General features: G+C 54.6%; 11 protein-coding genes. All 11 read right to left on the bottom strand.

Translation table 11 applies throughout. The annotated features are described in order from the left end of the window. Position 1: 1 nt before the first annotated feature. Positions 2-466: an oxidoreductase gene (locus WCL58_RS24905; RefSeq protein ID WP_049202133.1), complete on the bottom strand. Its 465-nt coding sequence runs from the start codon at positions 464-466 to the stop codon at positions 2-4. Further along, entirely contained in the window at positions 466-912 is a 447-nt protein-coding gene (locus WCL58_RS24910; RefSeq protein ID WP_049195592.1) for a GNAT family N-acetyltransferase, read from the bottom strand. Before WCL58_RS24910 ends, WCL58_RS24905 begins: the two co-directional genes overlap by 1 nt. A gap of 167 nt (positions 913-1,079) precedes the next feature. Continuing rightward, positions 1,080-5,303, bottom strand: coding sequence for a DNA-directed RNA polymerase subunit beta' (rpoC, locus tag WCL58_RS24915; RefSeq protein ID WP_047729347.1), 4,224 nt, complete (start codon positions 5,301-5,303; stop codon positions 1,080-1,082). Positions 5,304-5,421: 118 nt separating this feature from the next. Further along, positions 5,422-9,450, bottom strand: a complete 4,029-nt coding sequence (gene rpoB, locus WCL58_RS24920) for a DNA-directed RNA polymerase subunit beta (RefSeq protein WP_004929900.1) — start codon at positions 9,448-9,450, stop codon at positions 5,422-5,424. Positions 9,451-9,782: 332 nt separating this feature from the next. Further along, positions 9,783-10,148 (bottom strand): 50S ribosomal protein L7/L12, encoded by a 366-nt coding sequence (gene rplL / locus WCL58_RS24925; RefSeq protein WP_004929903.1) that lies wholly within the window; start codon positions 10,146-10,148, stop codon positions 9,783-9,785. 63 nt (positions 10,149-10,211) lie between these two features. Then, positions 10,212-10,709 carry a 50S ribosomal protein L10 gene (gene rplJ / locus WCL58_RS24930; protein WP_004929905.1) on the bottom strand — a complete coding sequence of 166 codons (498 nt, stop codon included), beginning with the start codon at positions 10,707-10,709 and terminating at the stop codon, positions 10,212-10,214. 338 nt (positions 10,710-11,047) lie between these two features. Beyond that, a complete protein-coding gene (gene rplA, locus WCL58_RS24935) occupies positions 11,048-11,752 on the bottom strand; it encodes a 50S ribosomal protein L1 (protein WP_019456443.1) in 705 nt (234 codons plus the stop codon). Between the two features lie 3 nt (positions 11,753-11,755). After that, entirely contained in the window at positions 11,756-12,184 is a 429-nt protein-coding gene (gene rplK, locus WCL58_RS24940) for a 50S ribosomal protein L11 (RefSeq protein WP_015376316.1), read from the bottom strand. Positions 12,185-12,349: 165 nt separating this feature from the next. Next, on the bottom strand, positions 12,350-12,895 hold the full coding sequence (gene nusG, locus WCL58_RS24945; RefSeq protein ID WP_004929914.1) for a transcription termination/antitermination protein NusG: 546 nt from the start codon (positions 12,893-12,895) through the stop codon (positions 12,350-12,352). Position 12,896: 1 nt separating this feature from the next. Next, complete coding sequence (gene secE, locus WCL58_RS24950) at positions 12,897-13,280, bottom strand: preprotein translocase subunit SecE (RefSeq protein ID WP_004929916.1); 384 nt, start codon at positions 13,278-13,280, stop codon at positions 12,897-12,899. A gap of 260 nt (positions 13,281-13,540) precedes the next feature. After that, the coding region (gene tuf / locus WCL58_RS24955; RefSeq protein WP_060431560.1) for an elongation factor Tu at positions 13,541-14,378 on the bottom strand (838 nt) is incomplete at its 5' end.

The raw sequence follows: 14,378 nt of genomic DNA on the forward strand, positions 1-14,378 counted from the left end.
CTTATTTCAGCTCCAGCCGTTTAACTTGCCAGACGGTTTTCGCATTCACATCCAGGTTATTCAGCTCGGCGTAGCCATCGCGTGGATAAATAATGGCGAACGGCCCCAGCTCCCCAACGTCGATCGGCTTGCCACCGCGCTGATAGGCGACGATCACGCGGTATTTAATCATCTCGTCAATCGGCATCGAGTAGGAGTAATCGTCCCAGGCGAAAGCGCGCACCGACTGACCTTTCAGGTGATAGGCTTTCACCAGCTCGGCAAACTCAACGCCGGTGAACGTATCTTCCGGGGTGAAATTGGTCGAGGTTTTAATCGTGTGCGCCGGCATCGCCTCCAGCATCTGCCGGGTTATCTTGATCTTCTCGCCGTCGAGCGGTTTCAGGTAAAAATAGTCAACGGCCGCATACAGCGGTGCGCTGAACAGCGAAAGCAGCAGTAACGTCATCAATCCTTTGATTGTCATTATTCACCCTCTTTACGTTTCACCAGTTCGGCCTGGCCGAACTCATCCTGCCCGACCACGGCCCAGCCGTGATGTTGATAAAAGCCTTCGGCTTTGGAGCCAGGATCGGTGGTTAAGTGGATCGCTTCGGCGCCGTGCTCAAACATCCAGTGAGTGATCCGGGCCAGCAAGGCGGAGCCGATCCCCTTCGACTGGTATTCCGGCTTCACGAACAGACCGCCGATCAGCGGTTCAGGGATGAATAGCCCGAAGCCAACGCCGGCATAGTCGTCGCCATGCTTGCAGATCCAGCCGCCGCCCTGGTTGATGTCCTCCAGCGCCTGTTTGCGCTGCAGGTACTGGATCTGATGCGGGTGCAGCAGGTTTTCTTCAACGGAAAAGCGGATCTCATACAGGTAAGGCAGGTGTTGCGCCGTCAATTTTTCGAAGGTAATGAGGCTGTCCATGTTCGCACTGTCCTTGGTTGTTTGGTAAAAAGCGCCGGTCAATTTCTGCTGTAACCATAGTAGCAAAGTTTGCTTGGCCCCGGCATGAGGCGAAAAAAAACCGCCCCCGAGGGAGCGGTTTATCTGGCGATGGGCCCGGCATGCCGGGCCCGCGGCGCGGATGACGATTACTCGTCGTCGCTGCCGCCCAGGCCTGCGTTGAGCAGCTCGGCCAGGTTAGCCGTCGCTTCTTCCGCGCTGACTTGCGGAACAACCGGCGCTTCACCCTGAGCACGACGACGCATGCGATCCTGATGATAAGCGTAACCGGTACCGGCTGGGATCAGACGGCCCACGATGACGTTCTCTTTCAGGCCACGCAGTTCATCACGCTTGCCGGCTACGGCAGCTTCGGTCAGAACGCGCGTCGTTTCCTGGAACGATGCAGCGGAGATGAAGGACTCGGTCGCCAAGGAAGCCTTGGTGATACCCAGCAGATCGCGCGAGAAGGTTGCCGCGATTTTACCTTCAGCTTCCAGCTGACGGTTGGCAATCTTGACGCGAGACACTTCAGCCTGCTCGCCTTCCAGGAACTCGGAGCCACCAGCGCTAACGATGGTGCCTTTACGCAGCATCTGACGAACGATAACTTCGATGTGCTTATCGTTAATCTTAACGCCTTGCAGACGGTAAACTTCCTGCACTTCGTTGGTGATGTAGCGGGTAACCGCATGCACACCACGCAGACGCAGAATGTCGTGCGGAGACTCTGGGCCGTCGGAAACGACGTCACCACGTTCCACCACTTCGCCTTCGAACACGTTGAGCTGACGCCATTTCGGAATCATCTCTTCGTAAGCGTCGCTGCCGTCCAGCGGAGAGATCACCAGGCGACGTTTGCCTTTGGTCTCTTTACCGAACGAGATAATCCCGCTGATTTCAGCCAGGATTGCCGGCTCTTTCGGACGGCGTGCTTCGAACAGGTCGGCAACGCGCGGCAGACCACCGGTAATATCCTTGGTACCGCCGGATTCCTGAGGAATACGTGCCAGGGTATCACCCGCACCGATCTGAATGCCGTCTTCCAGCTGAACGATCGCTTTGCCCGGCAGGAAGTATTGAGCAGGCATATCGGTGCCTGGGATCAATACGTCTTCGCCCTGAGCGTCAACGATTTTCAGTGCCGGACGCAGGTCTTTACCGCTACCGGTACGCTCTGCGCTGTCCAGAACGACCAGAGAAGACAAACCGGTCAGTTCGTCGGTCTGGCGAGTAATGGTCTGGCCGTCAACCATGTCCGCGAAGCGAATGAAGCCGCTGACTTCACTGATGACCGGCATGGTGTGCGGATCCCAGTTAGCAACGGTTTCGCCGCCGTTAACTTCTTCACCGTCGCCTTTGCCCATCACGGCACCGTAAGGCACCTTGTAGCTTTCTTTGGTACGGCCGAATTCGTCGATCAGTTTCAGTTCGGTGTTACGCGAGGTGATCACCAGCTTGCCTGCGGCGTTCATAACGAACTTCGCGTTGCTCAGCTTGAGGCTACCCTTGTTTTTCACCTGGATGCTGGATTCAGCAGCCGCACGAGATGCCGCACCACCGATGTGGAACGTACGCATCGTCAGCTGTGTACCCGGCTCACCGATGGACTGTGCCGCGATAACGCCGATGGCTTCACCTTTGTTGATGATGTGGCCACGTGCCAGGTCGCGACCGTAGCAGTTTGCACACACACCAAAGTCGGTTTCACAGCTCACCACGGAACGGACTTTAACGCTGTCGACAGAGTTCTCTTCCAACAGGTCACACGCCTTCTCGTTCAGCAGGGTGTTGCGTGGCACCAGAATGTCCGCCGTACCCGGCTTGAGGACGTCTTCTGCCGTCACACGGCCCAGAACGCGTTCACGCAGTGGCTCTTTCACGTCGCCACCTTCGATAACCGGAGTCATCAGGATGCCGTCGTGGGTGCCACAGTCGTCTTCGGTCACAACCAGATCCTGCGCCACGTCAACCAGACGACGGGTCAGATAACCGGAGTTCGCGGTTTTCAGTGCGGTATCCGCCAGACCTTTACGAGCACCGTGGGTGGAGATGAAGTACTGGAGTACGTTCAGACCTTCACGGAAGTTCGCGGTGATTGGCGTTTCGATGATGGAGCCATCCGGCTTCGCCATCAGACCACGCATACCGGCCAGCTGACGAATCTGAGCGGCGGAACCACGCGCACCGGAGTCGGCCATCATAAAGATGCTGTTGAAGGAAACTTGCTGTTCCACTTCGCCGTCACGGTTAACCACGTCTTCTACCGACAGGTTTTCCATCATCGCTTTCGCAACGCGTTCGTTCGCTGCAGCCCAGATATCGATCACTTTGTTGTAGCGTTCGCCGGCGGTAACCAGACCAGACTGGAACTGCTCCTGGATCTCGGCAACTTCGGTTTCCGCTTCTTCGATGATCTCCGCTTTCTTGGCCGGGATAACCATGTCGTCGATACCTACGGAAGCGCCGGAACGGGCTGCGTAAGCAAAACCGGTGTACATGATCTGGTCAGCAAAGATAACGGTCGGCTTCAGGCCCAGGATGCGGTAACAGGTGTTCAGCATCTTGGAGATCGCTTTCTTGCCCAAAGGCTGGTTAACGATCGAGTACGGCAGACCTTTCGGTACGATCATCCACAGGATGGCGCGGCCGATGGTGGTGTCGATGATGCTGGTCTGAGAAGTCCATTCGCCTTCGGCGTTTTTGACGTCTTCGGTGATACGCACTTTAACGCGCGCATGCAGAGACGCCAGGCCGGCGCGGTAAACACGCTCAGCTTCTTTGGAACCGTTCAGCACCATGCCTTCGCCCTTGGCGTTAACACAGTCGCGGGTCATGTAGTACAGACCCAGTACAACGTCCTGAGAAGGAACGATGATTGGCTCGCCGTTCGCTGGGGACAGGATGTTGTTGGTGGACATCATCAGCGCACGCGCTTCCAGCTGGGCTTCCAGCGTCAGCGGTACGTGAACAGCCATCTGGTCACCATCGAAGTCGGCGTTATAGGCCGCACAAACCAGCGGGTGCAGCTGGATCGCTTTACCTTCGATCAGAACCGGTTCAAACGCCTGGATACCCAAACGGTGCAGGGTTGGTGCACGGTTCAGCAGTACCGGGTGTTCGCGGATCACTTCGTCCAGGATATCCCAAACGACGGCTTCTTCACGCTCAACCATTTTCTTGGCGGCTTTGATGGTGGTGGCCAGGCCACGCAGCTCCAACTTGCCGTAGATGAACGGTTTGAACAGCTCCAGCGCCATCTTCTTAGGCAGACCGCACTGATGCAGACGCAGGTATGGACCTACGGTGATTACGGAACGGCCGGAGTAGTCAACGCGTTTACCGAGCAGGTTCTGACGGAAACGACCCTGCTTACCTTTGATCATGTCGGCCAAAGATTTCAGAGGACGTTTGTTGGAACCGGTGATGGCACGACCGCGACGGCCGTTATCCAGCAGGGCGTCTACCGCTTCTTGCAGCATACGCTTTTCGTTGCGCACGATGATGTCAGGCGCAGCCAGATCCAGCAGGCGTTTCAGACGGTTGTTACGGTTGATCACGCGGCGATACAGATCGTTCAGATCCGAGGTCGCGAAACGACCGCCATCCAGCGGAACCAGCGGGCGCAGATCCGGCGGCAGTACCGGCAGCACGGTCAGGATCATCCACTCTGGCTTGTTGCCAGACTGTACGAACGCTTCCAGCAGCTTGATACGCTTGGTCAGCTTCTTGCGCTTGGTTTCGGAGTTGGTTTCGTTCAGCTCTTCACGCAGCTGCTCGCACTCGGCTTCCAGATCCATGTTTTTCAACAGGGCCTGAATAGCTTCCGCACCCATCTTGGCGTCGAATTCGTCACCGAACTCTTCCAGCGCGTCCAGATACTGCTCTTCGGTCAGGATCTGACGGCGCTCGAGGTTGGTCATACCGCCTTCGACCACCACATAGGATTCGAAGTACAGTACGCGTTCGATGTCACGCAGCGGCATATCCAGCAGCAAACCGATGCGGGATGGCAGCGATTTCAGGAACCAGATGTGCGCGGTCGGCGAAGCCAGCTCGATGTGGCCCATGCGCTCACGACGCACTTTGGTCTGGGTCACTTCAACGCCGCACTTCTCACAGATCACGCCGCGGTGTTTCAAGCGCTTGTACTTACCGCACAGGCACTCGTAATCTTTTACCGGCCCGAAGATACGGGCGCAGAAAAGGCCGTCACGCTCTGGTTTGAACGTACGGTAGTTAATGGTTTCCGGCTTCTTAACTTCACCGAACGACCACGAACGGATCATGTCTGGCGAAGCCAGAGCAATCTTGATCGCATCAAACTCTTCGGTCTTAGTTTGCGCTTTCAGAAACTTCAATAAGTCTTTCACGGATTGGCTCCTGTCGGAGTTAAACCTGTTGGGTACCCACAACCGCAGTAGGTACCCGTGTGACCTGAACAACCACCCTCAGGCTCCCTTAGGCGGGGAGCCTGAGCCGGAATGACGATTACTCGTCTTCCAGTTCGATGTTGATGCCGAGCGAGCGGATTTCTTTCAACAGTACGTTGAAGGATTCCGGCATGCCTGGCTCCATCCGGTGGTCGCCATCCACGATGTTTTTGTACATCTTGGTACGGCCGTTAACGTCATCCGACTTAACGGTGAGCATTTCCTGCAGGGTATAAGCCGCGCCGTATGCTTCCAGTGCCCACACTTCCATCTCACCGAAGCGTTGACCACCGAACTGCGCTTTACCACCCAGAGGTTGCTGAGTAACCAAGCTGTAAGAACCGGTTGAACGGGCGTGCATTTTATCGTCAACCAAGTGGTTCAGTTTCAGCATGTACATATAGCCGACAGTAACCTGGCGCTCGAATTGCTCACCGGTACGGCCATCGAACAGCGTGATCTGACCGGAGGTCGGGATACCGCCCATTTCCAGCAGCTTCTTGATTTCAGTCTCTTTCGCACCGTCAAACACCGGCGTTGCGATCGGCATACCTTTTTTCAGGTTCTCTGCCAGACGCAGCACTTCGTCGTCGCTGAAGGTGTTCAGGTCAACTTTCTGGCAAACGTCGTCGCCCAGATCGTAGGCCTTCTGGATGAACTCACGCAGCTTGGCCACTTCCTGCTGCTGCTTCAGCATCTGGTTGATTTTCTCACCGATGCCTTTCGCAGCCATACCCAGGTGGGTTTCCAGGATCTGACCGATGTTCATACGTGATGGTACGCCCAGCGGGTTCAGTACGATGTCTACCGGCGTGCCGTTTTCATCGTAAGGCATATCTTCGATCGGGTTGATCTTGGAGATAACACCCTTGTTACCGTGGCGGCCCGCCATCTTGTCACCCGGTTGGATCTGACGCTTAACGGCCAGATAAACCTTGACGATTTTCAGCACGCCCGGCGCCAGATCGTCGCCCTGAGTGATCTTACGACGCTTGGCTTCCAGCTTCTTCTCGAAGTCGGATTTCAGTTCGTCGTACTGCTCAGCCAGCTGCTCCAGCTGGTTTTGCTTCTCTTCGTCGGTCAGGCCCAGTTCCAGCCAGCGATCGCGCGGCAGCTTGCTCAGCTTGTCGGCTTCGATGCCACCGGCAACCAGCACCGCGTGGATACGTGCAAACAGGCCGGCTTCCAGGATCTGCAGTTCTTCCGTCAGGTCTTTCTTCGCCTGCTTCAGCTGCATCTCTTCGATTTCCAACGCACGCTTGTCTTTTTCCACGCCATCGCGGGTGAAGACCTGCACGTCGATAACCGTACCGGAAACGCCGTTCGGTACACGCAGAGAAGAGTCTTTAACGTCAGACGCTTTCTCACCGAAGATCGCACGCAGCAGCTTCTCTTCCGGCGTCAGTTGGGTTTCGCCTTTAGGCGTTACCTTACCGACCAGGATGTCACCGCCGGTCACTTCAGCACCGATATACACGATACCGGATTCATCCAGCTTGGAGAGCGCAGCTTCACCCACGTTAGGGATGTCGGCGGTGATCTCTTCAGGCCCCAGCTTGGTGTCGCGAGACACGCACGCCAGTTCCTGGATGTGGATGGTAGTGAAGCGATCTTCCTGCACCACGCGCTCGGAGACCAAGATGGAGTCTTCGAAGTTGTAGCCGTTCCAAGGCATGAACGCTACGCGCATGTTCTGGCCCAGTGCCAGTTCGCCCAGGTCTGTCGATGGGCCATCCGCCAGCACGTCACCGCGCTCGATTGGCTCACCCAGATTCACACACGGCATCTGGTTGATGCAGGTGTTCTGGTTAGAACGGGTGTACTTGGTCAGGTTGTAAATATCGATACCTGCTTCGCCCGGGTACATCTCGTCTTCGTTAACTTTGATAACGATACGGGAAGCATCCACGTACTGGATCACACCGCCGCGTTTGGCAACGGCGGTTACGCCGGAGTCAACCGCTACAGCGCGTTCCATACCGGTACCGACCAGCGGCTTGTCAGCGCGCAGGGTTGGTACGGCCTGACGTTGCATGTTCGCACCCATCAATGCACGGTTGGCGTCATCGTGTTCCAGGAATGGAATCAGTGAAGCACCAACGGAAACAACCTGTTGGGTGGATACGTCCATGTAGTCAACCTGGTCGCGGCTGAACAGGCTTGATTCGCCTTTGCTACGACAGGTGACCAGGTCTTCTACGAAGCGGCCTTCTTCATCCAGGTTGGAGTTCGCCTGGGCGATAACGAAGTTGCCTTCTTCAATAGCAGACAGGTAGTTGATTTCATCGGTCACCACGCCGTCACGCACGCGGCGGTACGGGGTTTCCAGGAAGCCATACTCGTTAGTCTGTGCGTACACGGACAGGGAGTTGATCAGACCGATGTTTGGACCTTCCGGCGTTTCGATTGGGCACACACGGCCGTAGTGGGTCGGGTGTACGTCTCGAACTTCAAAGCCGGCGCGCTCACGGGTCAGACCGCCCGGGCCCAGTGCGGAGATACGACGCTTGTGCGTGATCTCGGACAGCGGGTTGTTCTGGTCCATGAACTGGGACAGCTGGCTGGAGCCGAAGAACTCTTTCACCGCCGCCGAAATCGGCTTGGCGTTGATCATGTCCTGAGGCATCAGGGTATCCAGATCGCCCAGAGACAGACGCTCTTTCACCGCACGCTCAACACGCACCAGACCTACGCGGAACTGGTTCTCGGCCATTTCGCCGACGGAGCGGATACGACGGTTGCCCAAGTGGTCGATATCGTCCACTTCGCCCTTGCCGTTACGGATATCGATGAGCTTCTTCATCACTTCGATGATGTCGTCTTTGCTCAGGATGCCCGAACCTTCGATCTCGTCGCGCAGCAGAGAACGGTTGAACTTCATGCGACCCACCGCGGACAGATCGTAGCGGTCTTCGGAGAAGAACAGGTTCTCGAACAGGCTTTCGGCAGCTTCGCGCGTTGGCGGCTCACCAGGGCGCATCATGCGGTAGATTTCTACCAGCGAGCTCAGACGATCGTTGGTCGGATCGACACGCAGCGTTTCAGAGATGTACGCGCCGTGATCCAGATCGTTGGTGAACAGCGTTTCGATGCGCTTGTGGCCGGACTGGCTCAGCTTGGCCAGCAGATCCAGCGACAGCTCCATGTTGGCTGCGCAGATCAGTTCGCCGGTATTGGTATCGATATAGTCTTTCGCGACCACTTTGCCCGCGATGTACTCTACCGGTACTTCAATGCTCTGAATGTCGTCTTTTTCCAGCTGACGGATATGACGAGCGGTGATGCGACGGCCTTTCTCTACGTAGATCTTGCCGTTGGCTTCGATGTCGAACGAAGCGGTCTCACCACGCAGGCGCTCTGGCACCAGCTCCATCTGCAGCTTGTTGTCGCGGATTTCGAAGACGATCTTGTCAAAGAACAGGTCGAGGATCTGTTCAGTGGTGTAGTTCAGCGCGCGCAGAATGATGGTCGCAGGCAGTTTGCGGCGACGGTCGATACGCACGAACAGGTTGTCTTTCGGATCGAACTCGAAGTCCAACCATGAACCGCGGTAAGGGATGATACGTGCGTTGTACAGCACTTTACCCGAGGAGTGGGTTTTACCCTTATCGCTGTCGAAGAATACGCCAGGACTACGGTGCAACTGAGATACGATAACCCTCTCAGTACCGTTGATCACAAAGGTGCCGTTTTCGGTCATGAGCGGAATTTCGCCCATGTAGACTTCTTGTTCCTTGATGTCTTTGACCGTACCTTCAGGCGCTTCGCGCTCATAGATAACCAGGCGCAGTTTTACGCGCAGCGGTGCAGAGAACGTCACACCACGGATCTGGCACTCTTTGACGTCGAAGACCGGCTCACCAAGACGGTAGCTAACGTATTGCAGCTCCGAATTGCCACTGTAGCTCTGGATAGGGAAAACAGAACGGAATGCGGCTTCAAGGCCGTACTGCCCTTCTGGATCTTGCTCGATAAACTTCTGGAACGAGTCAAGCTGGATAGAAAGGAGATATGGTATGTCCAGCACTTGTGGACGTTTACCAAAATCCTTACGAATACGTTTTTTCTCGGTATAGGAGTAAACCATAGGGTTCCTCAGCTCGCTGATCAGTGACCCAATCTGTCCGTCCGATTAGGGACAGTTCATGCAACACCGTTTTGTCGACCGGAAAGCGGGAACACTTTCCGCAATGTCTCTTGCTATCACGCTTAAACCATTTCATCGCGTCTTCCCCCAGAACTCCTGGTAGTGCAAAGACCGCGGTATATTAAGTCGTCAATAGAAACAAACATTGGGAGGCGAAACCAGCAGCCAAACAGTGTGAAACGCTACTGGCGCCCTACAGCGCAAAAAGGCTGGTGACTAAAAAGTCACCAGCCATCAGCCTAAAAGACTAGGCTGCAACCGGAAAGGTTGGCTTATTTAACTTCAACTTCTGCGCCAGCTTCTTCCAGAGATTTTTTCAGAGCTTCTGCGTCATCTTTGCTCACGCCTTCTTTCAGAGCGGCTGGAGCAGATTCAACCAGGTCTTTAGCTTCTTTCAGACCCAGGCCGGTAGCGCCACGTACTGCTTTGATAACAGCAACTTTGTTAGCGCCTGCAGCTTTCAGGATAACGTCGAATTCAGTTTTCTCTTCAGCAGCTTCAGCTGGGCCAGCAGCAACAGCTACAGCAGCAGCAGCAGAAACGCCGAATTTTTCTTCCATAGCGGAAACCAGTTCAACAACGTCCATTACGGACATAGCGGCAACTGCTTCCAGGATTTGGTCTTTAGTGATAGACATAACAATTGTTCCTAAAATTCAGAAATAGTTTAAATACGTTAGCAAAGGCTAAGAAAGAGTGGCTTACGCCGCTTCTTTCTGATCGCGTACTGCAGCCAGAGTGCGAACCAGTTTGCCGGCAGCGGCTTCTTTCATGGTTGCCATCAGGCGTGCGATCGCTTCTTCGTAAGTTGGCAGCGTCGCCAGGCGGTCGATTTGCGCCGCTGGGATCAGCTCACCTTCAAAGGCCGCAGCTTTAACCTCGAATTTTGCATTCGCTTTCGCGAACTCTTTGAACAGACGAGCAGCAGCGCCCGGGTGTTCGTGAGAGAATGCAATCAAGGTTGGACCGACAAACGTGTCTTTCAGGCATTCGAATGGAGTGCCTTCAACTACGCGACGCATCAGGGTGTTGCGAACAACACGCATGTAAACGCCAGCTTCACGACCTGCTTTACGCAGTTCAGTCATTTTATCTACGGTAACGCCGCGGGAATCCGCAACAACCGCAGACAGCGCGCCTTTGGCTACTTCGCTGACTTCAGCAACAATCGCTTGTTTGTCTTGAAGATTTAATGCCATTAGCTTTTTGCTCCTGGATTAGCCGGGGAAAATCCCCCGGAACTCACTTCACTCGGCGCTTTGTAAAACGCCACGCCGAGCGGCTTAACACGGTGAGCAGAATCCAGCAAAGACATTCTTTTATAAAAAAGAAAAATTTTCTTAGGCTCTGTCACCGTCTACGCAGGAAGGATTAAGTATCTTGCGATACACCTGCGGTCTTGGACGGAGGCCTGGATAGGCCAGGCTCCAACCGAAAAATCTTTGTTTTGCCTACGGCATAGCCAATAGCAAAACCTTGGGGCATAAGATTCTAGACAAATCTTGGCCCCAAGTCAAAGCGATAATCGCAAATGCGATTAGTTCGCTGCAGCAGACAGACCGCTCTGATCGATAGCAACGCCAGCACCCATGGTGGTGGAGAGGCTAACTTTCTTGATGTACATGCCTTTCGCCTGAGAAGGTTTTGCTTTTTTCAGCGCAACCAGCAGGGCTTCCAGGTTTTCTTTCAGTTTGTCTGCGTCGAAATCAACCTTACCGATAGTGGTATGGATGATGCCGTTTTTGTCGTTACGGTAGCGAACCTGACCTGCTTTAGCGTTTTTCACTGCTTCAGCAACGTTCGGAGTAACGGTACCCACTTTCGGGTTTGGCATCAGGCCGCGTGGACCCAGGATCTGGCCCAGTTGACCAACAACGCGCATTGCATCCGGGGAAGCAATAACAACGTCGAAGTTCATTTCGCCTTTCTTGATCTGGTCAGCCAGATCGTCCATACCTACCAGCTCTGCGCCGGCAGCTTTCGCTGCTTCAGCGTTAGCGCCTTGGGCAAATACGGCAACGCGAACGGAACGACCGGTGCCGTGTGGCAGAACGGTAGCGCCACGAACGTTTTGGTCAGATTTACGAGCGTCGATGCCGAGGTTAACGGCAACGTCAACGCTTTCTACGAATTTAGCGGTGGCCAGCTCTTTCAGCAGAGCAACAGCTTCAGTGATGTCATACTGTTTAGTAGCATCAACTTTGTCACGGATCACGCGCATGCGCTTGGTCAGCTTAGCCATCTCTTAATCCTCCACTACCAGGCCCATGGAACGAGCGGTACCTTCGATGGAGCGAGTCATCGCTTCAACGTCAGAACCAGTCATGTCCGCAGCTTTGGTTTCTGCGATTTCACGTACCTGAGCACGGGTCACTTTACCTACTTTGTCTTTGTTCGGCTTACCGGAACCAGACTTGATACCAGCCGCTTTTTTCAGCAGAACTGCTGCTGGCGGGGTTTTGGTAACGAAAGTGAAGGAGCGATCAGAATAAACGGTGATAACAACCGGAATCGGCAGACCTTTTTCAACGCTGTCAGTCTTAGCGTTGAATGCCTTACAGAATTCCATGATGTTAACGCCCTGCTGACCCAGAGCTGGACCCACTGGTGGGCTCGGGTTCGCCATACCAGCTGCAACTTGCAGCTTGACGTAGGCTTGTACTTTCTTAGCCATTTAAATTTCCTCGGTTTGGGTAGTATCGCCTCGTAAGAGGCTCCCCGTGTTTCACCCCGCCCAACATGCATCAGGCAAGGCATCTAAAAACAAAAGGCGCGAAATTGTAGTTCAATTTCGCGCCTTTGACAAGCGGCAACGCGCCACTCATTGCTGATTATTCGATCAGCCTTTCTCAACCTGGCTGAAGTCCAGTTCCACCGGCGTTGCACGGCCAAAGATGGAAACGGAAACTTTCAGGCGGCTCTTCTCGTAATCGACTTCTTCGACCACACCGTTGAAATCGGCAAACGGGCCGTCGTTGACGCGCACCAGCTCGCCCGGTTCGAACAGCGTTTTCGGACGCGGCTTGTCACCAACCTGCTGCAGGCGGTTCATGATCGCATCAACTTCTTTATCGCTGATTGGCGCAGGACGGTCAGACGTACCGCCGATGAACCCCATGACGCGCGGTACGCTGCGCACCAGGTGCCAGCTGGCGTCATTCATCACCATCTGCACCAGCACGTAGCCAGGGAAGAACTTACGCTCGCTCTTGCGACGCTGGCCGCCACGGATTTCAACCACTTCCTCCGTAGGCACCATCACTTCGCCGAACAGCTCTTCCATATCGTGCAGTTTGATGTGTTCACGCAGCGATTGTGCTACGCGACCTTCAAAACCGGAAAACGCCTGAACGACGTACCAACGTTTTTTTGGAGCTTCAGACATTTTAGAACCTCAGGCCAGTAATAAACGACACCAGACGGACCAGAATACCATCCAGCCCCCACAGAATCAGTGACATCACGGCGGTTACCGCGGCAACGATCAACGTGGTGTGTAGCGTTTCCTGACGAGTTGGCCAAATCACTTTACGTACTTCGGTACGCGCTTCGCGGGCAAACGCAACGGTGGCTTTGCCTTTGGTGGTCATCAGAGCCACTGCACCTGCAACGGCGATGATCAGCACAACTGCCAGCGCGCGCAATGGCAGGCTTAAATCACGGTAGTAATAGTTACCGACAATAGCCACAACCAACAGAACGGCGACGATCAGCCACTTTGCCGCTTCCAGGCCGCGTCCGCTCCCTTGAGCCTCGGTATTCGCACTCATAAACCAACCTGTCACAATGATGATTCAGAACAAACAACTTTGCCTCGCATTGCGAGGCAAACCAAACCGATCGGATACCGCTTCAGCGCTATCCCGGTGTTTTACGCTATGACGTATTTCAGTCAATACGGTTTAAGAGCCCATCTCACCAATGATTATGACTGCAAAATCGCTGATGAGATAGGTTCTAGTTCACAGCGTAGAAAAAGGGCATCAAATGATGCCCTTTTACCGCGTGTCGCGTCAAACTTTATCAGCGATTAAGCGATAACTTTAGCAACAACACCAGCGCCAACGGTACGGCCGCCTTCACGGATTGCGAAACGCAGACCGTCGTCCATCGCGATTGGGTGAATCAGGGTGACAACCATGTTCACGTTGTCGCCTGGCATTACCATCTCTACGCCTTCTGGCAGTTCGATGGTGCCGGTCACGTCAGTGGTACGGAAGTAGAACTGTGGACGGTAGCCTTTGAAGAATGGCGTGTGACGACCACCTTCATCTTTGCTCAGGATGTACACTTCAGATTCGAACTGGGTGTGTGGCTTGATAGAGCCTGGCTTAGCCAGTACCTGACCACGTTCGATTTCTTCGCGCTTGATACCACGCAGCAGAACACCTACGTTCTCACCAGCACGGCCTTCGTCCAGCAGTTTGCGGAACATTTCAACGCCAGTACAGGTAGACTTAACGGTGTCTTTGATACCAACGATTTCAACTTCTTCGCCAACTTTGATGATACCGCGCTCAACACGACCGGTAACAACGGTACCACGACCGGAGATGGAGAATACGTCTTCGATTGGCAGCAGGAACGGCTTGTCGATAGCACGCTCTGGCTCTGGGATGTAGCTGTCCAGGGCTTCGGCCAGTTCGATGATTTTCGCTTCCCACTCAGCTTCGCCTTCCAGCGCTTTCAGCGCGGAACCGCGGATTACTGGCAGGTCGTCGCCTGGGAAGTCGTACGCGGACAGCAGTTCGCGAACTTCCATTTCTACCAGTTCCAGCAGCTCTTCATCATCAACCATGTCGCATTTGTTCATGAATACGATGATGAAAGGAACGCCAACCTGACGACCCAGCAGGATGTGCTCACGG

It is taken from the genome of Serratia sp. TMDUHS_CL, from assembly GCF_037137105.1.
GTDB classification, from domain to species: domain Bacteria; phylum Pseudomonadota; class Gammaproteobacteria; order Enterobacterales; family Enterobacteriaceae; genus Serratia; species Serratia nevei.

What these genes read in the sequence shown, in the direction of transcription:
- rplJ (WP_004929905.1), bottom strand. Translation starts at nt 10,709, where the DNA reads ATGGCATTAAATCTTCAAGACAAACAAGCGATTGTTGCTGAAGTCAGC.
- WCL58_RS24905 (WP_049202133.1), bottom strand. Translation starts at nt 466, where the DNA reads ATGACAATCAAAGGATTGATGACGTTACTGCTGCTTTCGCTGTTCAGC.
- WCL58_RS24910 (WP_049195592.1), bottom strand. Translation starts at nt 912, where the DNA reads ATGGACAGCCTCATTACCTTCGAAAAATTGACGGCGCAACACCTGCCT.
- secE (WP_004929916.1), bottom strand. Translation starts at nt 13,280, where the DNA reads ATGAGTGCGAATACCGAGGCTCAAGGGAGCGGACGCGGCCTGGAAGCG.
- rplL (WP_004929903.1), bottom strand. Translation starts at nt 10,148, where the DNA reads ATGTCTATCACTAAAGACCAAATCCTGGAAGCAGTTGCCGCTATGTCC.
- rplK (WP_015376316.1), bottom strand. Translation starts at nt 12,184, where the DNA reads ATGGCTAAGAAAGTACAAGCCTACGTCAAGCTGCAAGTTGCAGCTGGT.
- nusG (WP_004929914.1), bottom strand. Translation starts at nt 12,895, where the DNA reads ATGTCTGAAGCTCCAAAAAAACGTTGGTACGTCGTTCAGGCGTTTTCC.
- rpoB (WP_004929900.1), bottom strand. Translation starts at nt 9,450, where the DNA reads ATGGTTTACTCCTATACCGAGAAAAAACGTATTCGTAAGGATTTTGGT.
- rplA (WP_019456443.1), bottom strand. Translation starts at nt 11,752, where the DNA reads ATGGCTAAGCTGACCAAGCGCATGCGCGTGATCCGTGACAAAGTTGAT.